This is a genomic window from Aeromonas sp. MR16 (genome assembly GCF_022549315.1).
GTDB lineage: Bacteria > Pseudomonadota > Gammaproteobacteria > Enterobacterales > Aeromonadaceae > Aeromonas > Aeromonas aquatica.
Window position 1 is genome coordinate 84135 of sequence record NZ_JAKZFK010000003.1, and the last position, 19997, is coordinate 104131.

General features: G+C 58.4%; 20 protein-coding genes. 8 read left to right on the forward strand and 12 right to left on the reverse strand.

Annotation, left to right across the window (positions count from 1 at the left end):
* Position 1: 1 nt before the first annotated feature.
* The 5 genes from MM194_RS04350 to MM194_RS04370 all read right to left on the reverse strand — a co-directional run bounded on the left by MM194_RS04350 (position 2) and on the right by MM194_RS04370 (position 4723).
* Positions 2 to 634, reverse strand: coding sequence for an NADH:ubiquinone reductase (Na(+)-transporting) subunit D (locus MM194_RS04350; protein ID WP_005330711.1), 633 nt, complete (start codon positions 632 to 634; stop codon positions 2 to 4).
* The gene (locus MM194_RS04355) at positions 627 to 1415 is read right to left on the reverse strand and encodes a Na(+)-translocating NADH-quinone reductase subunit C (protein ID WP_033132102.1); all 789 of its coding nucleotides are present in this window, start codon (positions 1413 to 1415) and stop codon (positions 627 to 629) included. Before MM194_RS04355 ends, MM194_RS04350 begins: the two co-directional genes overlap by 8 nt.
* A complete protein-coding gene (locus MM194_RS04360) occupies positions 1405 to 2634 on the reverse strand; it encodes an NADH:ubiquinone reductase (Na(+)-transporting) subunit B (RefSeq protein WP_033132101.1) in 1230 nt (409 codons plus the stop codon). The genes MM194_RS04355 and MM194_RS04360 overlap by 11 nt, the downstream gene beginning before the upstream one ends.
* Positions 2635 to 2637: 3 nt before the next feature.
* Positions 2638 to 3981: a Na(+)-translocating NADH-quinone reductase subunit A gene (locus MM194_RS04365; RefSeq protein ID WP_033132100.1), complete on the reverse strand. Its 1344-nt coding sequence runs from the start codon at positions 3979 to 3981 to the stop codon at positions 2638 to 2640.
* A gap of 433 nt (positions 3982 to 4414) precedes the next feature.
* Entirely contained in the window at positions 4415 to 4723 is a 309-nt protein-coding gene (locus tag MM194_RS04370) for a BolA/IbaG family iron-sulfur metabolism protein (protein WP_033132134.1), read from the reverse strand.
* Positions 4724 to 4932: 209 nt separating this feature from the next.
* Here MM194_RS04370 and MM194_RS04375 point away from each other — a divergent pair, with 209 nt between their 5' ends.
* The 6 genes from MM194_RS04375 (at position 4933) to MM194_RS04400 (ending at position 10121) form a co-directional block, all read left to right on the forward strand.
* On the forward strand, positions 4933 to 6072 hold the full coding sequence (locus MM194_RS04375) for a methyltransferase (protein WP_241342786.1): 1140 nt from the start codon (positions 4933 to 4935) through the stop codon (positions 6070 to 6072).
* Between the two features lie 24 nt (positions 6073 to 6096).
* Positions 6097 to 6672 carry a YajG family lipoprotein gene (locus MM194_RS04380; RefSeq protein WP_033132098.1) on the forward strand — a complete coding sequence of 192 codons (576 nt, stop codon included), beginning with the start codon at positions 6097 to 6099 and terminating at the stop codon, positions 6670 to 6672.
* 14 nt (positions 6673 to 6686) lie between these two features.
* Positions 6687 to 7238, forward strand: a complete 552-nt coding sequence (locus tag MM194_RS04385; RefSeq protein ID WP_033132097.1) for a peptidylprolyl isomerase — start codon at positions 6687 to 6689, stop codon at positions 7236 to 7238.
* A 115-nt stretch (positions 7239 to 7353) separates the two neighbouring features.
* The gene (locus MM194_RS04390; protein WP_241342787.1) at positions 7354 to 7680 is read left to right on the forward strand and encodes a hypothetical protein; all 327 of its coding nucleotides are present in this window, start codon (positions 7354 to 7356) and stop codon (positions 7678 to 7680) included.
* Between the two features lie 85 nt (positions 7681 to 7765).
* Entirely contained in the window at positions 7766 to 9157 is a 1392-nt protein-coding gene (locus MM194_RS04395) for an MFS transporter (protein ID WP_241342788.1), read from the forward strand.
* Positions 9158 to 9314: 157 nt separating this feature from the next.
* Entirely contained in the window at positions 9315 to 10121 is an 807-nt protein-coding gene (locus MM194_RS04400) for an outer membrane protein OmpK (protein ID WP_033132094.1), read from the forward strand.
* A gap of 132 nt (positions 10122 to 10253) precedes the next feature.
* Here the strand turns inward: MM194_RS04400 and MM194_RS04405 are convergent, their stop codons facing one another.
* Positions 10254 to 10736: a YajQ family cyclic di-GMP-binding protein gene (locus MM194_RS04405; RefSeq protein ID WP_033132093.1), complete on the reverse strand. Its 483-nt coding sequence runs from the start codon at positions 10734 to 10736 to the stop codon at positions 10254 to 10256.
* A 202-nt stretch (positions 10737 to 10938) separates the two neighbouring features.
* On the opposite strand from MM194_RS04405, the gene MM194_RS04410 reads away from it, so the two are divergent.
* Positions 10939 to 11886, forward strand: a complete 948-nt coding sequence (locus MM194_RS04410) for a 2-dehydropantoate 2-reductase (RefSeq protein WP_241342789.1) — start codon at positions 10939 to 10941, stop codon at positions 11884 to 11886.
* 145 nt (positions 11887 to 12031) lie between these two features.
* Positions 12032 to 12592 carry a DJ-1 family glyoxalase III gene (locus MM194_RS04415; RefSeq protein WP_033132091.1) on the forward strand — a complete coding sequence of 187 codons (561 nt, stop codon included), beginning with the start codon at positions 12032 to 12034 and terminating at the stop codon, positions 12590 to 12592.
* 25 nt (positions 12593 to 12617) lie between these two features.
* On the opposite strand, the gene MM194_RS04420 is transcribed toward MM194_RS04415, so the two are convergent.
* The 6 genes from MM194_RS04420 to MM194_RS04445 form a co-directional block, all read right to left on the reverse strand.
* The gene (locus tag MM194_RS04420) at positions 12618 to 13301 is read right to left on the reverse strand and encodes a DUF2931 family protein (RefSeq protein WP_241342790.1); all 684 of its coding nucleotides are present in this window, start codon (positions 13299 to 13301) and stop codon (positions 12618 to 12620) included.
* Complete coding sequence (locus tag MM194_RS04425; protein ID WP_241342791.1) at positions 13298 to 15298, reverse strand: DUF2235 domain-containing protein; 2001 nt, start codon at positions 15296 to 15298, stop codon at positions 13298 to 13300. The genes MM194_RS04420 and MM194_RS04425 overlap by 4 nt, the downstream gene beginning before the upstream one ends.
* Positions 15298 to 16095 (reverse strand): DUF4123 domain-containing protein, encoded by a 798-nt coding sequence (locus MM194_RS04430; protein ID WP_033132089.1) that lies wholly within the window; start codon positions 16093 to 16095, stop codon positions 15298 to 15300. The genes MM194_RS04425 and MM194_RS04430 overlap by 1 nt, the downstream gene beginning before the upstream one ends.
* Positions 16096 to 16097: 2 nt before the next feature.
* Positions 16098 to 18134, reverse strand: a complete 2037-nt coding sequence (locus MM194_RS04435; RefSeq protein ID WP_241342793.1) for a type VI secretion system tip protein VgrG — start codon at positions 18132 to 18134, stop codon at positions 16098 to 16100.
* Positions 18135 to 18424: 290 nt separating this feature from the next.
* On the reverse strand, positions 18425 to 18943 hold the full coding sequence (gene hcp1, locus MM194_RS04440) for a type VI secretion system effector Hcp1 (protein WP_033130216.1): 519 nt from the start codon (positions 18941 to 18943) through the stop codon (positions 18425 to 18427).
* A 230-nt stretch (positions 18944 to 19173) separates the two neighbouring features.
* Positions 19174 to 19941, reverse strand: coding sequence for a LuxR family transcriptional regulator (locus MM194_RS04445; protein ID WP_241342794.1), 768 nt, complete (start codon positions 19939 to 19941; stop codon positions 19174 to 19176).
* Positions 19942 to 19997: the final 56 nt, after the last annotated feature.

Consider the following 19997-nt stretch of genomic DNA (forward strand, 5'->3'; position numbering starts at 1 on the left):
CTTAATCCTTTGCCTCCACCTGCTTGGGATCCTTGGTGCGAACGCCCCAGATGATCAGACCAATGATGAAGAATGCACTCGGCGGCAGCAGCAGCAGGCCGTTAGGCACATACCAGCCACCATTGTTCACCAGCGGCAGCAGCTCGATACCGAACCAGGTGCCGGAGCCCAGGATTTCACGCACGGTGGCCACGACCAGCAGCACGGCGCCGTAACCCAGACCGTTGCCGATACCGTCCAGGAAGGAGGGCAGCGGGGCGCTCTTCATGGCGTAGGCTTCGGCACGACCCATCACGATGCAGTTGGTGATGATCAGGCCCACGAACACCGACAGTTGCTTGGAGATGTCATAGGCATAGGCCTTGAGCACCTGGTCAACCACGATAACCAGCGAGGCAATCACCGCCATCTGGGCGATGATCCGCACGCTGTTCGGGATCTGATTGCGGATCAGGGAGATGAACAGGTTGGAGAAGGCGGTGACCGCGGTAACGGCCAGCGTCATCACGAACGCCGTCTTCATCTGGCTGGTAACGGCCAGCGCGGAACAGACACCCAGCACCTGCAAGGCGATGGGGTTGTTGCCGAGCACAGGCGTCAACAGCAATTTTTTCATTTCGCTCTTGTCAGCCATTGTTGATTTCTCCTGCACGAACCTTGGCCAGGAAAGGACCAAAGCCCTTGGGTCCCATCCAGAAGTCAAACGTGTGCTGTACGCCATTGCCGGTCAGGGTCGCGCCGGACAGGCCATCGATGTCATGCTCGGAACCAGCCGGAGCATGCCCCTTGATCACTCGCAGTGCGGGCTGACCGTCTTGATCGAACAGCTTCTTGCCGACGAACAGTTCACGCCAGGCCGGATTCTCGATCTCGCCGCCCAGACCCGGTGTTTCGCCGTGGTCATAGTAGGTGATGCCCTTGATGGTCTGGCCATCGGCCGCGACCGCCACGAAGGCGTACATGGTGGACCACAGACCCTGGCCGTAGACCGGCAGTATGATGTTGTCGACCTTGCCCTCTGCATCCTTCGCGAAGAACACCGGCACCAGCCTGGAGATCTGGCGCAGGCCAGCCTTGTCGTCGGCCGGGGCCAGACGGATGTTCTTGGCCGGATCCTTCGCCGCCAGCTTGGTGTCGAAGTTGTCGGCATCGCCGTCAACGAACTCACCTGTGGTCAGGTCGACCAGGCGCGCTTCAATCTTGTTGCCATACAGCTGGGCCAGATCACGCTTGGCCACGGAGCTGACATCGACACCGGCAACGGACAGGATGTTGCTTTGCTTGTCCAGCGCCCTGTTTTCCAGCTGAGCCGGGCGCAGCCCCACGGCGGCCACGGAGACCACGATGGAACAGACCAGACACAGACCGGTCACCACGGTGAGGGTGCCGATGGTTGAGTCTTTATTAAACGCCACGTGCGATCCTCCGCTTGATGTTCGCCTGCGCCACGAAATGGTCAAACAAGGGGGCAAACAGGTTAGCAAACAGAATGGCCAACATCATGCCTTCCGGGAACGCGGGGTTCACTACCCGGATCAGCACTACCATGACGCCGATGAGGGCGCCGTACCACCACTTGCCCTTGTTGGTAAAGGCGGCGGAGACCGGATCGGTCGCCATGAAAGCCATACCAAAGGCGAAGCCGCCCAGCACCAGATGCCAGTGCCACGGCATGTTGAACATGGGGTTGGTGTCGGAACCTATGACGTTGAACAGCAGTGAGGTGGCCACCATGCCGATCATCACACCGGCGATGATGCGCCAGGAGGCGATCCGCATGTAGACGATCATGGCCGCACCTATGAGGATCATCAGGGTGGAGACTTCACCGATGGAACCCGGCAGGTTCCCCAGGAAGGCATCCATCCAGCTGATGGCGTCGCCGGTGGCACCGTTGATCAGCGCCATCTGGCCGCCCTGGGCCCACTGGCTCAGCGCGGTCGCGCCTGAATAGCCGTCAACGGCCACCCAGACGGCATCGCCGGAGATCTGACCGGGGTAGGCGAAGAACAGGAACGCACGACCCGCCAGGGCCGGGTTCAGGAAGTTCTTGCCGGTACCACCGAACACTTCCTTGGCCAGCACCACACCGAAGGTGATGCCGAGCGCGGCTTGCCACAGGGGCAGCTCGGGCGGCACTATCAGGGCGAACAGGATGGAGGTCACGAAGAAGCCTTCGTTGATCTCGTGCTTGCGCACCATGGCGAACAGCACTTCCCAGAAGCCACCGACCAGGAACACGGTCAGGTAGATGGGCAGGAAGTGGGCCGCACCGATCAGCATCTTGCTGCCGATGCCGGCCACGGCCGGATCCAGCGAGGCACCCAGCAGGGTCGCGATGGTGTATTGCCAGGTATCGGCACCGGCCGCGCTGCCCAGATGGGCAATGGCGGCGATGGACTGGTTGCCGACGTTGAACATGCCCCAGAACATGGCCGGGAACACGGCCAGCCACACCATGATCATCATGCGTTTCAGATCGATCGCATCACGGACGTGGGCAGCATTGCGGGTCACGGACCCGGGGGTATAAAACAGGGTATACGCCGCCTCGAACAGGGCATAGTACTTGGCGTACTTGCCACCCGGCTCGAAGTGATGTTCCAAATTTTCAAGAAGTTGCTTGAAACTCATCGCTTAACCTTCCAGTTCTATCTTGGCCAGGCACTCACGCAAGACTGGGCCGTACTCTGTCTTGCCGGGGCAGACGAAGGTACAGAGCGCCAGATCTTCCTCATCCAGCTCCAGGCAGCCGAGCGACTGTGCGCTGTCGGTGTCGCCGGAGACCAGATCCCGCAGCAGCAGGGTCGGCAGGATGTCGAGCGGCATCACGCGCTCATAGTTGCCGATAGGCACCATGGAGCGATCACTACCGTTGGTGGTGGTAGTGAAGTTGATGAGTTTGCCCTTCATCAGATGAGAGAGGGTGGTACGGGTGATGGAGAACTTGTCGGCGCTGGGATTGACCCAACCCAGGAACTCTTTCTCACGGCCTTCGCCCAGCACGCTCACCTGATTGTGGTAACGACCCAGGTAGTCATGGACCCCTTCGGCCTTGGCACCACTCAGGATGGAACCGGAGATGACACGGTTTTCATCCGCGCGCAGCTCGTTGTTGGTCAGCTGGCTGATGCAGGCGCCCATGCGGGTGCGCAGCAGGCGTGGCTTGACCACGTTCGGACCGGCCAGGGCGATCACCTTCTCGGTGAAGATCTGACCCGTGGTGAACAGCTTGCCGTAGGCGATCACATCCTGATAGTTGATGTGCCACTGCACCTTCTTGCTGCCAACCGGATCCAGGAAGTGGATATGGGTGCCAGGCAGACCGGCGGGATGCGGGCCGACAAACACGGCTTCCTTGACTTGCGCCAGGTTGGAGTGCGGCAGACTGCCTTCACCCTTGCAGACGTGGACGCTGCCATCGGTCAGGCGGCTCAGCACGGCCAGGCCATCGAGGAAGGCCTGGGCCTGTTCCTTGATGATGAGCTCGGCATTGGCAGCCAGCGGGTTGGTGTCCATGGCGGTGACGAAGATGGCACGTGGGGCAGAGCCCACGGCCGGCACCTTGCTGAATGGACGGGTACGCAATGCGGTCCACTGACCTGATGCGACCAGGATCTCCTGCACCTTGCTGCGCTCGAGCTGTGCCAGCTCGGCAGACGCAAAGTGTTCAAAGGTTACCTGCTCGTCGGAGCCATCGATGTCGATGACAACAGATTGCAGAACACGCTTGGCACCACGGTTGATCTCAGAAACCACACCGGTGGCAGGGGCCGTGAATTTAACGCCGGGATTCTTCTTATCTTCGAAGAGCTCCTGACCTTTAATGACGCGATCACCTACTTTGACGAACATAGTAGGACGCATCCCCACGAACTCTTCGCCGAGTGTAGCAACACGGGTGATGGCCGGGCCATCGTAGATTACTTGCTCCGGAGCACCCAGCACGGGGATGTCCAGTCCTCTTTTAATTGTAATCATACTCACTTGCACTACCGTTAAGGGAAGACAGGTTGGCGCCGGGAACAGATCCCGACGAGTTGTTGAATGAGCCCGTCAAGGTCGCGACAAATTGTCGGGAAAACAAACAAATCAGCAACATACAGGTTCATTCAAAAGCGCTTGAGTTTACCACCTTCGGCAAGTTCGTCGCCACGCAAAATGGGGAAAACCCCCGCGCTATCACAAAATTAACCTCTAATGAATATTTGTGGTCCGTCGTTGTAACCCGTGGTTTTAAAGGATTTTTCACTCAAATACCCCAATAGGGGTACTTTGAGGGAGAGGAAACCATTGATTAGAAAAAATAATCCTCATCCAGGCCCGCTCTCTCCAACTTCCAGGCATCTGGGAATTGGAAATGTAGGTAATTTGTTAACTGGTCGAGGATTAAGTAATTAAAAGGTAAAGGAGCTCAGGCGAAGGGGGATTTGCTGACACAACTCGGCGTCTTGGGGGCCTGTTCCCGTTGCTGCCATTCAGCGTCGGTATAGGTATGCAGCGCCAATGCATGGATAGCCCCAGCCAATTCTTCGGCCAGCACTCCATTGACCTGACGATGACGCCCCAGCAGGCGCTGACCCTCGAATGCCTGACTCACCACTATCACCTTGAAGTGGCTCTCGGAGCCCGGCTCCACCCTGTGCATGTAGCTCTCGTTGATCACCTCAAGGTGACTGGGGGACAAGGCGGCGGCCAGCTTGGCCTCGATCTGTTGTTGCATGCTCACGGTAAAAACTCCCTCGATGGATATGTGGCCATTGTAGCCAGGGTTGCGCGCCGGATACATCAACCCCGTGGGAAATTGGGCGGTGTTCAGAGGTGCACCAGGCTGGTGAAATTCTTTGCCGCCGCTAGAATAGCGCCACTTTATTTGTCCGCCAGGCAACACCCGGTGGGCACCTCTCTTCGCAACAGGTTGGACTCTCTCTTATGCAAACCCTGCTCGACACGGCCCATTGTCGCCTGACCCTCTATCGTTACCCGCGGCAGAGCCAGGATCCCCTGCAGGCCTGGGATGCGGCGGACGAGTACCTGATCAACGAGCTCGCAGAGGCGCCGCTCGAGCAGGACGGCCCCGTCATCATCATGAACGATGGCTTCGGCGCCCTGGCCGCCTACCTGCACGCTCATGCGCCCATCTGTGTGAGCGACTCCTATATCAGCGAGCGGGCCATCCTGGCCAATCTGATCGAGAACGAGCTGGATCCCGCACAGGTCTCCCTGCAGGATGCGCTGGCGCCATTGCCCGCAGCCCCCGCGCTGGTGGTGATCAAGGTCTCCAAATACCAGGCGTTGCTGGAACAACAGCTGCTGGCGCTGCGCCAGGTGGTGACACCGGCGACCCGCATCCTGGCCGCCGGTAAGGCAAAAGATATCCATAGCTCGACCCTCAAGCTGTTCGAGAAATACCTGGGAGCGACCAGAACCTCGCTCGCCTGGAAGAAGGCGCGCCTCATTTATTGCATCATTGACGACGCGGCCGAGCGCCCGGCGCCGGACAACCCCTTCCCGACGGTCTGGCCGCTGGAGGGCACCGACATGCTCATCCACAACCACGCCAACGTCTTCTCCCGCACCAGCCTGGATATCGGCGCCCGCTTTATGCTGGATAATTTACCGATCCATAGCGCGCGCAAGGTGATAGACCTCGGCTGTGGCAACGGCGTGCTGGGGCTGGCGCTGCTGGCACGGGACAGCGAGGTGGAGGTGACCTTCATCGATGAATCCTATATGGCGGTCGCCTCGGCGCGGCTGAACGTCGAGCACAATCTGCCGGATGCCCTGCCCCGCGCCCACTTCATGGTCAACAACTGTCTCGACGACGTGGCGGTGGGGACGGCGGATCGGATCCTCTGCAACCCCCCCTTCCATCAGTTGCAGGCGATCACGGATCACATCGCCTGGCAGATGTTCACCGATGCGCACAGGGTGTTGCCTCAGGGGGGGGAACTCTGGATAGTAGGCAACCGCCATCTGGACTATCACAACAAACTCAAGCGCTTGTTTGCCAACGCACAAGTGGTTGCGTCGAACAGCAAATTCGTTATTTTGAAAGCCATCAAACGCTAAAGATAAAGCTAAAGGAAACCCACGATGAAAAAGTCACTCTTGCTGCTGGCCGCCCTGATGCTGGGTGGTTGTGCCACTCACTGGCCGGAGACCGCCATGCTCAATCCGCAGGTCATCCCCTCCAACCAGCAGTACTACTCCGGCAACAGGATCACCATGGAAGGGGTGGACAAGCGTGAAGCCGCCTATGTCTTCTCCATCAAGAAGAAAGAGAAGGCCGCCGTGCTGGTCAACAGTGAGCAGCCCCTCAACAACCTGCTGGCCGAGAAGCTGGCAGAAGGCCTGCGCAGCCAGGGGCTGGAAGTAGGCAACAGCGGCACCACCAACCTGACCCTGGCCATCTCCACCGCCGCCGTCAACGTGGAGGAGAAAACCTTCACCTACGTCACCAAGTCCAGGGTCAGCCTGCAGGTGATCGCCGACTTCCAGGGCAACAAGCTGACCAAGCAGTTCAACATGTCGTCCAGCAAGGAAGAACCGGGGGAGCCGAGCATGGCCGATCTGGAATCCACCCTGAACCAGCAGCTTGGCAGTCTATTGCAGCAGATCATGGCAGACGAGGCGCTGCGCGGTTATCTCAAGGGCCAGCCAACGAGCTGAGCGAGGAAAGATAGATGAAGAAACTCTGGTTACTGGCCATGCTGATCGCCCCGCTGGCGTTCGCTGGCCCCAAGGTCAGGATGGAGACCAACCACGGCAACATCGTGATCGAGCTGGCCCCCAAACAGGCGCCGCAGACGGTGAAGAACTTCCTGCGTTACGTGGCGGATGGCAGCTATGACGGCAGTCTGTTCCACCGCGTGATCCAGAACTTCGTGGTGCAAGGGGGCGGATACAATCAACAATTCCAGCCACTGCCGACCTTCGAACCCGTGGTGAACGAGTCCAGGGGCGGCCTGCCCAACAAACGTGGCAGCATCGCCATGGCGCGCACCCAGGCGGTAGACAGCGCCACCCGCCAGTTCTACTTCAACCTGGTGGATAACGACAATCTCAACGCCAATGCCGGCGCCGGTTACACCGTATTCGGCCAGGTGGTACAGGGCATGGAGGTGCTGGACAAGCTGGCGCAGGTACAGACGGGCTACAGCTCCATCCTGCGTGCCAACGACGTGCCGACCAGCCCCATCATCCTGAAAAAAGTGGTGTTGCTGGCAGACAAATAACGGGGTTCGTATCACATTCCGCCGCATCCCTGCCAAGATCGCCGGCGCCCCTTTCTATACTCTGGCCTTACCCCATTTCCGGGGCATGACCCAGAGGAGAAAGAAGGAGGCTCCGGTGATCTATCGCGACTACATAGCCCAACACGCCATCCCGCTGGCCCGGGCGGTTCGCCACTTTCTGGCGCGGGAAATGCCCTATCGACAGCTGGAAGATCTGAGCTGGCAACTCCTCTCCCACTGGCAAACCCTGCCTCACATCCCCGACAAGCAACCGGCCAGCACACAGGAGGCCGTCTTCTGGCACCTGCTGCACAGCCTGCATCAGTGGGACGAACAACAGCTCATCACCCATGCCTGGCTGCGCTTGCAGCTGATGGCCTGCGCCAGCTTCCTCACGGCGGAAGGCCCCTGCCCGCCTCATTGCATCGGCTCACGCCCCTGAAATCCTGATGGCCGCACTCGGCTTGCCTTGGCTATCCCCCGCGAACCTGACAAAATGACCCCCTTTTCCCAGAGGAGTCAGGCATTTGAACACTCTCCGCCCGCCAAGCCGCCTTACCAGTTGGCGAGATGCCCTCGCCGTCTATCTGGAGGGGCGAGTGCTCACCCTGTTTGCCATGGGCTTCTCCTCCGGCCTGCCGCTGCTGCTGGTGTTTGGCACCCTCTCCTTCTGGCTTCGTGAGGCCGATGTCAGCCTGACCGACATCGGCTACATGAGCTGGGTGGCGCTGGCCTACGGCTTTAAATGGGTGTGGTCACCGCTGGTCGACCGGCTGCCGCTGCCGCTGCTCTCCCGCCTGCTGGGGCGCCGCCGCAGCTGGATGCTGCTCTCCCAACTGCTGGTCGCCCTCTCCCTGGTGGGCATGGCCTACTGCGATCCCAAGACCCAGCTCGCCCAGCTCGCCCTGTTCGCCCTGCTGGTGGCCTTCTTCTCCGCCACCCAGGACATCGTCATCGATGCCTATCGCATCGAGTCGGCACCGGAGCGGCTGCAGGCGGCCATGGCTGCCTCCTACATGACGGGGTACCGGCTGGCGATGATCATGGCGGGGGCGGGCGCGCTGGCGCTGGCGGCCTGGCTTGGCAGCAACAGCGGTTATAACTACCGCGGCTGGCAGCTCACCTACTTGCTGATGGCGGGACTCATGTCCCTCGGCGTCATCACCACACTGCTCAGCCACGAGCCGGATATCGACCTCCATCGCCAGAACGAGCAGCAAATGGAGCGCAAGGCGCTGCTGCTCGAGCGGGGCTGCCCCAAGACCCTGGCCGGGCTGGGCGCCTGGACCTATGAGGCGATCTGGTGTCCCTTTGCCGATTTCTTCCGCCGCCATGGCGGCTCCGCCCTGCTGATCCTCGGGCTCATCGCCTGCTATCGCATCTCGGATGTGGTGATGGGGGTGATGTCCAACAGCTTCTATGTGGACTTGCAGTTCAGCAAGACGGAAGTGGCCACCATCACCAAGGTGTATGGCGTCATCATGACGCTAGTGGGGGCGGCCCTGGGGGGGGTATTGGTAATGCGCTTCGGTACCCTGCGCATCCTGTTTCTCGGCGCCGTGCTCACCGCCAGCACCAATCTGCTGTTCGCCCTGCTCAACCAGGTTGGCCACGATCTGGAGCTGCTGACCCTGATCATCTCGCTGGACAACCTCAGCGCGGGGATCGCCACGGCGGCCTTCGTGACCTATCTGTCGAGCCTGACCAACGTCGCCTTCTCGGCCACTCAGTACGCGCTGTTCAGCTCCATCATGCTGCTGCTGCCCAAATTGCTTGCAGGTTTTTCCGGCCACTTCGTCGAGCAGTTTGGCTACAGCAGCTTCTTCATTGGCACCAGCCTGCTCGGCATTCCGGTGATGGTGCTGATCATCATGATTTCCAAACGGCACAAGCATTTGTTACCACAACCGAACAAATAGCAAGCGTTTGCGCGATTTGAGGGGTGATTAGATTCACAAATCCTGACAAAGTTCCCTGGCTCTTGTTTATCCGTTGAAATTAATTGGCTAGAATCCCTCCCGCTCCTTGTGGGCAGGCTACGGAAAACCTCAACTAAACACACAAGAGACCAATAAAATGGCCAAATTTACCAAGACTCTGATCGCTGCCGGTCTGCTGGCTGCATCCGCCACCCCGGCCTTCGCTGCCGACTACAGCGGCGACATCCACAAGAACGACTACAAGTGGTTCCAGTTCAACGTCATGCACACCATCGATCAGATGCCCTACAGCGAGTCTGAAGGTGGTTACAACGATACCTACTTCGAAATGGAGTTTGGTGGCCGCTCTGGTATCTTCGATCTGTACGGTTACGTCGACGTCTTCGACATCTTCCAGAACAACAGCGACGACAAGCACAACCAGGACAACCTGTTCATCAAGTTTGCACCGCGTATCTCCATCGACGGCATGACCGGCAAAGATCTCTCCTTCGGCCCGGTGCAAGAGCTGTACATCGCCAACCTGATCAACGTGGGTGGTCCGGATGGTCTGTTTGAAGCCATGACCGGTCTGGGTGCCGACGTACAGGTGCCTTGGTTCGGCAAGGTTGGCATGAACCTGTATGCCCGTCACGTCAACGAAGGCAGCGGCGAGCAGGGCTGGAACGGCTATCAGTTCTCCATGAACTGGTTCAAGCCTTTCTACACCTTCTCCAACGGCAGCTTCATCGCGTATCAGGGTTACCTGGATCACCTGTTTGATGCCAAGGACACCTCCACCGACGGTACCGCCATGTTCAACGGCCTGTACTGGCACTCCGACCGCTACGCCGTCGGTTACGGCCTGAAGTACTTCAACGACATCTATGGCATCCAGAACGGCTCCTACGGCCTGAAGACCACTGGTTTCGGTCACTACTTCTCCGTTACCTACAAGTTCTAATCGAACGGGTATCGCGGACACAAAAAACCGGAGCAGCTGCTCCGGTTTTTTTATGGCTCGACCATCGACGGTCTTGCCATCGAACGTCTTGCCATTGAACAAGGGGGAGGACCGAACCCTCCCCGCCAGCGATCAATCACGGAAATTCTGGAACTGCATCGGCTGACCCAGCTCGGCCCCGCGCACCAGCGCCATGGCCTCCTGCAGATCGTCACGCTTCTTGCCGGTAACACGCACCTCATCGCCCTGGATGGCGACCTGCACCTTGATCTTGGAGTCCTTGATCAGCTTCACCAACTTCTTGGCGATCTCCTTCTCGATCCCCTGCTTGAACTTGACGTTCAGGTGGAAGCGTTTGCCGGAGTGAACGCTGTCACCCACGTCGATGGAATTGCCTTCGATGTTGCGCTTGAGCAGGGCTCCGCGCAGGATCTCGACCATCTGCTTGAGCTGGAAATCGGCATCGGCCTCCAGTTTGACTTCTTCTTTGTTCAATTCGAAGCTGGCTTCAACACCACGAAAATCGAAACGGGTCGCCAGTTCACGATTGGCGTTATCGACGGCGTTCAACACCTCGTTCATTTTGACTTCAGAGACAATATCGAATGACGGCATGTCAGGGCTCCTCAAGTTGCGCTTATAGGGGGGCAAATCTACCAGAAAACCGGCAAATTTGCTGATTTTGATGGGGTTGCTCTGCTAGAATCCCCTGCGCACAGGAATGGCGAGACCCGTTAGTGTCCGCCACGCGACATCTTCACTTATCCCCGGCAGGTGGTTGTTCGGAACGCGACCCCTACCTTGATTGAGCCTCTCCATGCCAAGCGGATTACGCGATTTAAACCTTAAAAACAGCCGACAGCCCTCCTCCCCTCAATGGTCACTGCTGGGCTGTGGTGCCCTGGGTGGCGTGTTCGCATCCCTGTTGACCCTGAGCGGCCAATCGACCCGCGTCTTGCTGCGCGATCGGCACCGCTCGACCCTGCACCCCGGCATCGATTTCACCTCGCTGGAAGGCCATACCCAGTTGATCGCCATCGAGCGGGGCTTCGTCAGCGAGCCCGGCCAGATCAAGCGGCTGCTGGTGATGACCAAGGCTGGCCAGGTGGTGTCGGCCCTGACGCCGCTGGCGGGCAAGCTGGCGGCAGGCATCCCCATCATCTTGCTGCACAATGGCATGGGCATCGCCGAGCAGGTGGTGCAGCTGTTCCCGCACAACCCGGTGATCGCCGGCGTCACCAGCCACGGCGCCATGCAGAACGGTCACTTCGTGTTCCGCCATACCGGCAAGGGTGAGACCTGGCTCGGCCCGGTCAACGAGGCCGCCAAGGCCCACGCCGGCCTGGCGGACGAGCTCGCCGCCGCCCTCGGCCAGACCGGATGGGATGAACATATCCTGGCCCGCCAGTGGCAGAAGCTCGCCATCAACTGCGCCATCAATCCGCTGACCGCATTGTATAGACTCAAGAATGGCGATCTGACCGGTCCCCGCTTCGCCGACGCCCTGCAGCAGATCTGCGTGGAAGTGGCGGACGTGATGCAGGCCGAAGGCCAGCCGACCAGTGCCGAGGAACTGCTGCGCCGCGCCATGATGGTGGTGGAGCTCACCGCCGACAATTACTCTTCCATGTATCAGGACATGGAGCTGGGTCGCGAGACCGAGATCGAGGCCATCACCGGCTTCCTGCTGGCCTGCGCCGCCCAGCACGGCATCGCGGTGCCGGTCAATCAGGGCCTCTATCAGGCCATCAAAGAGAAGAGTTGAATCCAAGGATGTAAGCGAGGATGGGGTCATCGCCACCGTTTGACCCATCCGACCAAATGGCCCCATCACGGTGCCTGTCAATCAGGGCCTGTATCGGGATCCAGATATAAGAGAGGCGCCGAGCCCGTACAGCGAGGAGTGCACAATGAGCGTTTTGGTATTGGTTGCCCCGGGCTCGGAAGAGATCGAGACCGTCGCCATCGTCGACACCTTGGTACGGGCTTCCATCGAAGTGGTGCTCGCCTCCTGCTGCCCGGCGGGACAGCGCCAGATCCGCGCCTCCCGCGGAGTGCAGCTGGTGGCCGACTGCCACATCGACGAGCTGACCAGCCGTGACTTCGAGGCCATCGTCGTGCCGGGCGGCCTGCCCGGCAGCGAGGTGATCCGCGATACCCCCCTCGCCATCGACCTGCTCAAGGAGCAGGCTCTGCTTGGCCGCTGGCGCGCCGCCCTCTGCGCCGCCCCCGTGGTGGTGCTGCAGCACCATCATCTGCTGGGAGATGCGCGGGTCACCTGCCACCCGGGCTTTCAGTCCAAGCTCCCTCCCGCTCAACTCAGCACAGAGCGGGTGGTGAGGGACGAGGCCCATCGGCTTATCACCAGTCAGGGCCCCGGCAGCGCCATCGAGTTCGCCCTCGAAATCGTGCGGGCATTGCGAGGTGATGATATTGCCCATGCTGTGGCTGGCCCCATGGTGATGCCATAAAAGCGAAGATTCTGGATGCAACAGACTAGTTGACTGGTTCTATATCTGTTTTGGGCTGCTTGGCGCGGTAGGCATCCATGATGGGGGCCCAATCCATGCCGAGCGGCACAGGATATTGCTTGAATAGCTCGCCATATTTTTTGTCGAAATCATCCATGCCATATTGGCGAGCTACCGGGACTTTTTTATCATACCAGTCGTCGGTCACCTCTTCGGCAATACCGCGAACAAGCAACTGATCAGGTCGGATCTTGAATCCTTGCAACAGCACTTCAAAATAACCACCTGGTGCTAATCCAAAGTAGAGCCAATGACGACGCTCAACCTTTCCATCGACCATGTACTCTTGTCGTATCCATTTTTCCAGATCGGCGGGTAAATCTACCTTGATGCGATAGCGTTTACGATCGTGAAATGAAACCATCTCAATAATGGCTTTATCTGGTACAGGAGCCCCATTAGTCGGCCCACCATCTCCTCCACTCCAGTAGTATTTTTTTTGAATAATACGCTTTTCGCTAGTCTCTGGCCCTCCCCCTCCGCCCGGATAACTCACGATCAAACGGTCATTGCGATAAAATTCAGCTTTACTAGTCCAAATCTCATCAATATTACTTCCGGTTCCATAAATCCAATAAATCGGCTGTACTGCATAAACCGCCAGAGACCACACAAGGTTACTCAGGATAAATAATTTATTTAATATCATTCCTTTTTGTTCCCTATCAATTCGCGCCTTTCCTTGCTGACTGTTGCCTCGTATTTATTGGTATTAGCTGGGTTAGCAATCCCTTGACTACTGGCGCTATGGTGTAAATAGTCGCGGCGCAGCGCGCGGTAATCATCGAGGGATAGTGAATAAGCCAAATTTTCCACCACCTTTTGTTTTGCAGCAGCCTGAACCCAAAGCTGATCCAGCTTAGTCAGATTAACTGCAGGTCGTTTAACTGAAAGCGACTCAAGTTGAAGTGTTCTTTCTTCTGACCTCCACTGTTTAAACGGTACTCCTACGGCGCGTCCGGCCTCCACCATCATATGCAGCGGTATACGGGAGTACTCCCCCTCCACCACCCTGTTCATCAGTACTTCCACATAGACGGATTTCTTGCTGGGGCCTGAGCTATTTTTCCCCTCGGAGCGCCGGAATGAGTAGGGCTTCAGGCTGATGGCCCCGAGCGAAGGTATGACACCACGAGGCAAGTGGGGATTGATACTATCCACCCAACCCATGGCCTTTTTCTCCTCGGCATAAACCTTGGCCTGCTGATAGGCACGGCTGGTGCCATCTGGGGTGTTGGCACTCTCTACGCTCATAAAGCGCTCCAGCTCGACACATTCGGTCAGCGCAGGAGCGCTATTGGGATTACTCAGACTCCAGCGACTGTAGTACCCACCACCAATATCCGAGTGGGCCCCCGGTAACGCCAGTTCGGTAAAGTGAGCCGGAATATCAGTGCCTGCTTTATCCTCGGTGATGCGCGACAACGGGAAGTGTTTACGGACCTCATCCTGCGCTGTCAGATGCACCACCCGCTCAGCACAATCGGCTTTTAGATGGACATTGACGCTGGCGTTATAAGAGGAAACGACTGTATCGAACAGACCAATGAAGGTAAAGCGCACATCGTCTCGGCTGGCCCAATCAAACCCCGCCTTAAGCCGGATATCCGAATTATTGGCCACAGCCTTGACTAGAGGATGGTCGGCCTTTTGGTCAATCACATTAACAAAATGACGAGCCGCTGCCGCACCACGACTAAAGCCAAACACATCAAACTCGATACGATGGATGCAGTCTATTTCGGGCAGCACCCGTCCCAGATCAAGTTGGATACCCTCAGTAATTTTAAGTTCACAAGCCAACATAACTTTGCCAATGATGGAGGTGTTTTCTCCGCCCAGATCGAGGTCTAGGCCCTGAGTAAAAGGGTCGTCAGAACGATATACAGGGCCATCCTTTCCTGGCTCGGGATCGCGAGTACCTATGCCACTAATGTAAGCGCGAGCACTCAGGGTATCCTCACCAATCCGATATTGCTCCCGAAGCTTCCAAACATTGGTCACATCATTGGCGGCACTCCCCTCGACCGGACTTCTCCCCATTTGACAACCACGCAGTTCCTTCTCCCGCTGGTGCGGATCGGAGCAGGTCTCGAGCAACCACTGCTCTACCTTTTGCAACCCGGCCTGAGCATTACGGGTATTGTTACCGGTACCATCGAAGAAAACTCCAATCCGTAATACATTGATTTGATAGCCCTTAACCTCGATCACATAGGAATGTTTGGTGATAAAGCGCGGCGGTTGTGCCTGTCCGGCTTTATGTCCTTCCGGTAGTGGTTGCTCGGGGTAGGTAAGGCAGAGGTCGCCGGAGGTGACCTTGATATGCTCGCGCTTGATATCGCAGTGCCCCGGCAACTTGTCGGTATAGGCAGGAACCTCACTGATGTCCCCTTCTTTGAGCGTCTCACGGGATTGCGCCGCTTTGAGCCAGGATGGGGTCTCCAGCTTGACGGTTACCGAGCCGACCGCAAAGCCCTCAACCAGGGTCGGGCCGTCTTTCAAGGTCACTGTCTTGCTCTTGCCAGCCTCATCCGTCAGCGTTGCCTTTAGGCCTTTAAACGATCGATTATGTTCATCGCGAACGTCTACTTCTATCCAGCAGTTATAGCGTTCGCAGGGTATGCAGTGGGGATCGGAAAACATCAGCGGGCTCCCGTCAGGTCGTTATGTTTGTTCAACCAGTTTTCAATCTGCGCCAGCTCATCTTCCGTCAATACCAAGGGTACCTGGATGCTATCCAGCGGCAGTCCCACCTGTAGAGTGAGAGCCCCGGCCACGACACCATCACGAATGTCATCTTGCAATCCTGCCTGATTGGCCCGTTTAAGCAGGGGAAGAATCACATCCTCAGGGTTCGGATGACGCTCCATCATAGCCGTCATGGCCTGCCATAACCGCCGCCGCAAGATATAGGCATGTCGACTCTCGTCGTAGAGCGCAGTCAGGTGATGAGGTCGGATGTGAAACCAGGGGGTCTGTCTCGGTGGATGAAACTCGGCCCCCTGTGTGCGGGAAAACCCATCGTTATTGGCCCACAATCCGGCACAAGGACCCAAAACGGCATCGAGCTCGTCAAGCGTCATGGTCGTGAGCATCGGCAAGAAAATACGATGGTCAGAGAAACGAAACCAGACAGCCTCTCCTTCGTGGATAACCTCTATCAAGCTTCGCCAGTGGCGGCGAACCTCCTCGGCTGGCTGATCACTGATCAGATAAAAACCGCTCAGAGTTGGGTACAAGGTCACAAATTCGGCAGAGGGCTCTTGCAACAACCAGGGGCCTAGTGCGGATTGTTCAGCAAAAGGGGTTCCAGCAAACAGGGGGCAGGCTTCTCCGCTCCCCAGTTCGTAGAAGCGTTGTATCAATGTGCTGTCCGCACCGCCATCTACGATGACAAACAAGGTTCCCTGGTGCTTGGCCCGCCATTCATAAAAGTCCATGATTAACCTTCCTCGGCGAAAGGACAGGGCTTAACCAGTGGAGCCATGGACGCCATGCTCTTGAAAATGGCCGGGGCGGGCAAGGTTGCTGGCGGCGGCGCCACCACTTCCACCTCGCCGGGTTGGAGCGGCATCTGTCCAGCCCAACCTGAACCTGAGCCTGCGCTGCCGCCGGAGTTCATCTTGATGGAGCCGCCGCTCAGGGTGACGCCGCTTGGGTCTATCTTGACGAAGCTCCCCCCCACTTTCAGGGTCAGCTCTGAGCCCGCCTCCATCACTATCTTCATGCCCGCCTTGTGATGCGCCTCAGTACCCGCCTCCACCAACAGGGACTGCCCGAGCTTCTGGTGCATGGAGGCATCCACTGTCAGCGACAGGTCAGCCTTGATATGGTCCCGCTTCTCACCATTCACCGTGAGGTGGTCATTGGCCTTGATCCGGGTCACCCGCTCATTGTCGATGTCCCTGTGCTCGTCGTGCTTGATGTGCCAGGCCGCATCGTTCTCGATGAGCAGATTCAGGTCTTTCTGACCGTGGATATAGATCTCTTCCTGGCCCGCCTGATCTTCGAAGCGCAGCTCGTTGAAACCCTCCCCCTGGTGAGTCTCGGTGCGCAGCACGGTGCGAGTCTTGTTGGCCGGCAACTCATAGGGGGGTCTGTTGGTGGCGTGATAGGTACGGCCCGTGATGATGGGCTGGTCCGGATCTCCTTCCAGAAAGCTCACTATGACTTCGTGGCCGATGCGCGGGATCGCCATCATGCCGTACTGACCGCCGGCCCAGCCTTGAGATACCCGCACCCAGCAGGAGCTCTGATCGTTGCTCGAACCATAGCGGTCCCAGGGGAATTGCAGCTTCACCCGGCCGTGCTCGTCGCAGTAGATCTCCTCCCCTTCCGGCCCCACCACGGTCGCAATCTGCGGGCCGTCCACCATGGGTTTGTAGAGCGCCTGTGGGCTGCCAATGCGCGCACGCCAGGTGGTGCTCCCCTTCACCACCCCGAATGCGTTGTGGTAGACGGTCGGGCCACTGCCTCCCTCTTCTTCCAATGCCTGGGGCTGAGAACCCACGTGGCTGATACGCACGATTTGCCAGTCGACATTGAGCGCTCCGTTCGGGTGTTCGGTCAGCGAGAACGTCTGACCCGGCAGCAGGGCCGCGCAGTTGGACTTAGCCAAGCCGGTCACCGCATCGCTTCGCAGCGCATCGAGCCTATGTTGGGCAAACGCCTTGCCGCTGCCGTCCAGCTTGTAGCGGCCCGGGTAGTCGAAGTGCTGGTAGGTGTCGCGTTGATGGGAAAGCTCGGCGCCGAGCTTTTTATGGGAGAGGCCATAGGCCGGGGTCTTGAAGCTATAGTCTTTCAGCTCCACATCGCTGGGGCGCACCGCCTCGCGGTAGTGGAACTGGCGCACATAGGGGCCTTGTTCGAGGGAGCGGTTGCCGAGGTTGAAGAACAGCTCGGGGCCGGCGGTCAGGGCCGCTGCATCGTCGGCAAACACCAGCCGATGCTTGCCAGCTTCGAACTCGTGGAAGTAGAAGAGCCCCTCTTCGGCGGCGAGGCGGTTTAGGAATTCAAGGTCCGTCTCACGGTACTGGACGCAGTATTCGCGCTGGGCATGCTCGTTCTTGAGCGCGAAGGCGTAGTCGGTAATGCCGTGCTCTTGCAGCAGGATGGAGAGGATTTCGTCGGGCTTCTGGGCCTGGAAGATGCGGGAGTTCTGGCGAAGGGAGAGCCGCCACAGGGCCGGCTGTACCAGCAGCTGATAACGGGTGCGGCGAAAGCCGCTGTCCCCTTGAGCAAAGTCGCTCACCACACCGCACACCCGCCGCTGCAGCTCGCCGTTGTACCACACCAGCAGTTCGCAGGGCTGATCCAGCACGGCGCCAAAGTCGACGTCCGGCTCGGGGCTGGCGAGCTCCAGCCTCAGCTGGAAGGGCCCGTTCAACGCCTCCTCCAGCATGAACTCGGCCACCACGAAGGTGGTCTCGGGCAGCGCCCCCACCTTGACGGTAAATTGTAATCCTGTGCTGTCTGCCATCGGTGCGCCTCTGCTGTCGGCCCCGCATTTCTGCCGGCTGGCCTCAAGATGGGGGAAAGATCCACCATGGTCGCCGCTGTTTCGCCACCATGGCTACCGCACGCCCCGAAGGCGTGCGTGAAGATCCGTCGTCATGTTCTTTCTTGTGCCCGCTCGGCAAACAAACGGGCAGAAGGAAGGCATGGCACAGACAAGAAACGACTGGGGGACACGGGTACTTGGACAGTGGCTTGCACAGGATGGGCCCCCCAAAAGATGAGGAGCACCCAAACGGGTGCTCCTGCATGTCATCATGCTTCGATGGGCGCGCGCCAGTCATCGGCACCGGAAGTACCGGCAACGGTGTGCTCCCAATCGATCTTGCGGTAGGCCAGGGAGACCTGGATCAGCTGGGTGAAGTCAGACTTCGCCGGATCCTGGCAGTGCGGCATCTGGCAGTCGATGTCGACGATGGTGGCGTCGGTCAGCACGGTAGAGAAGAAGTGCTCCTGCTTGCCTTCGACCGAGGTGCGATACCACTTCAGGGTCACTTTAGGCAACATCTCGCCGGAGGCCAGGGAGTTGTACATCAGCGGCACGGCTTTGTTCAGCGCGACGGTGAATTTGAACGGCTTGTGGACACGTTGGCCAGCCGGCTGACCGGATTGCGGGTCGGTCGGCACCGTGACGATGTGCTGGAATTCCTGAACCAGCATCTCGTCTTCATGACCTTGCACGAAGATGTTGCCGACGGAGTCAGAGGTGAAGGCACCGGCGGTGATGTTGCCCTGGGTTTTGCCTTCGATACTGATATAACATGGAGTTGGCATGGGTATGCTCCTGATGGGTTGAACGGTAATGACACTCGACCGAAACCCTTAGCAGTGACCATGCCACCCATTAAAATCAATATATTTCAATGTTTTATAAATAACCCGGCACGACTACCAGTATGAATAGCGCAACGAATTGTGTTTCCCCCTCTTTTAAACCACCAATGATTGCCTGACTGGAATAATGTTCCGCACCGTGCGCAATTTGTTGCGCCATGCAGACGAGTTCACTGCTTCTCATCCACATTGGCGACGGACGCCAGCTCGACATTCAACCTGACGACTCCCTGCTTGAGGGCCCAGGAGATGGCCTGGCACTTGCTGCTCGCCCCCAGCTTGGTGACCACGTTGTTCAGATGAAACGTCACGGTACGCGGGGTGATCCCCAGGATCTGGGCGATGTCGCTCACCTGTTTGCCCTCTGCCGCCCAGCGGCACACCTCCAGCTCTCGCAGGCTCAAGGCATCGTGGGGCGACAGGCCCACCAGGCATACCCGAGCCACGGCCTCGAAGATATGCATGGATAACCAGGTGAGGGAGGGGGTGACGGCCAGCCACTGCTGCCCGCTACGAGGTTCACGGCTGATCAGGGAGAGCAGGCCAACATGGCCATTGGCACCGTGCCAGGGAAAGGTGATGCCATCTCGCAATCCCGCTTCCTGGGCCAGCCTCATGACCGCCAGGCCCTGGACATCGCAGATAACCTCCTCCATGAGATCCGCCCACAGGATAGGGGTACTCTGCACCATGCCACGCTGCACCACGGGATCGATGGCGAAGAAGTTTGCCTGGGTATAGGCATCCACCCAGGCCAGCGGACAGCCATTGAAGATGATGACATCTGGCCGCTGTATGGTATTCGGGAAAATCAGCGCCAGCCGGAAATAATCAAACCCCATCTGGCGCGTCAGTTTGCGCAGCAAGGCCACTATGGTGCCTTCATCGCTGGCCCGATCGAACTGGGAAATGAGATCTAATGCGTCAGTTGTATCCATGTCATGATGCTGCTTTCAAAGGGTAACCATATTGTTCAGCATGAACCACAATGGGT

Bases quoted from the DNA above. Each gene is read 5' to 3' on its own strand.
- MM194_RS04350 (WP_005330711.1), bottom strand. From the start codon at position 634: ATGGCTGACAAGAGCGAAATGAAAAAATTGCTGTTGACGCCTGTGCTC.
- MM194_RS04360 (WP_033132101.1), bottom strand. From the start codon at position 2,634: ATGAGTTTCAAGCAACTTCTTGAAAATTTGGAACATCACTTCGAGCCG.
- MM194_RS04365 (WP_033132100.1), bottom strand. From the start codon at position 3,981: ATGATTACAATTAAAAGAGGACTGGACATCCCCGTGCTGGGTGCTCCG.
- MM194_RS04370 (WP_033132134.1), bottom strand. From the start codon at position 4,723: ATGCAACAACAGATCGAGGCCAAGCTGGCCGCCGCCTTGTCCCCCAGT.
- MM194_RS04375 (WP_241342786.1), top strand. From the start codon at position 4,933: ATGCAAACCCTGCTCGACACGGCCCATTGTCGCCTGACCCTCTATCGT.
- MM194_RS04380 (WP_033132098.1), top strand. From the start codon at position 6,097: ATGAAAAAGTCACTCTTGCTGCTGGCCGCCCTGATGCTGGGTGGTTGT.
- MM194_RS04385 (WP_033132097.1), top strand. From the start codon at position 6,687: ATGAAGAAACTCTGGTTACTGGCCATGCTGATCGCCCCGCTGGCGTTC.
- MM194_RS04400 (WP_033132094.1), top strand. From the start codon at position 9,315: ATGGCCAAATTTACCAAGACTCTGATCGCTGCCGGTCTGCTGGCTGCA.
- MM194_RS04405 (WP_033132093.1), bottom strand. From the start codon at position 10,736: ATGCCGTCATTCGATATTGTCTCTGAAGTCAAAATGAACGAGGTGTTG.
- MM194_RS04410 (WP_241342789.1), top strand. From the start codon at position 10,939: ATGCCAAGCGGATTACGCGATTTAAACCTTAAAAACAGCCGACAGCCC.
- MM194_RS04415 (WP_033132091.1), top strand. From the start codon at position 12,032: ATGAGCGTTTTGGTATTGGTTGCCCCGGGCTCGGAAGAGATCGAGACC.
- MM194_RS04420 (WP_241342790.1), bottom strand. From the start codon at position 13,301: ATGATATTAAATAAATTATTTATCCTGAGTAACCTTGTGTGGTCTCTG.
- MM194_RS04425 (WP_241342791.1), bottom strand. From the start codon at position 15,298: ATGTTTTCCGATCCCCACTGCATACCCTGCGAACGCTATAACTGCTGG.
- MM194_RS04430 (WP_033132089.1), bottom strand. From the start codon at position 16,095: ATGGACTTTTATGAATGGCGGGCCAAGCACCAGGGAACCTTGTTTGTC.
- MM194_RS04435 (WP_241342793.1), bottom strand. From the start codon at position 18,134: ATGGCAGACAGCACAGGATTACAATTTACCGTCAAGGTGGGGGCGCTG.
- hcp1 (WP_033130216.1), bottom strand. From the start codon at position 18,943: ATGCCAACTCCATGTTATATCAGTATCGAAGGCAAAACCCAGGGCAAC.
- MM194_RS04445 (WP_241342794.1), bottom strand. From the start codon at position 19,941: ATGGATACAACTGACGCATTAGATCTCATTTCCCAGTTCGATCGGGCC.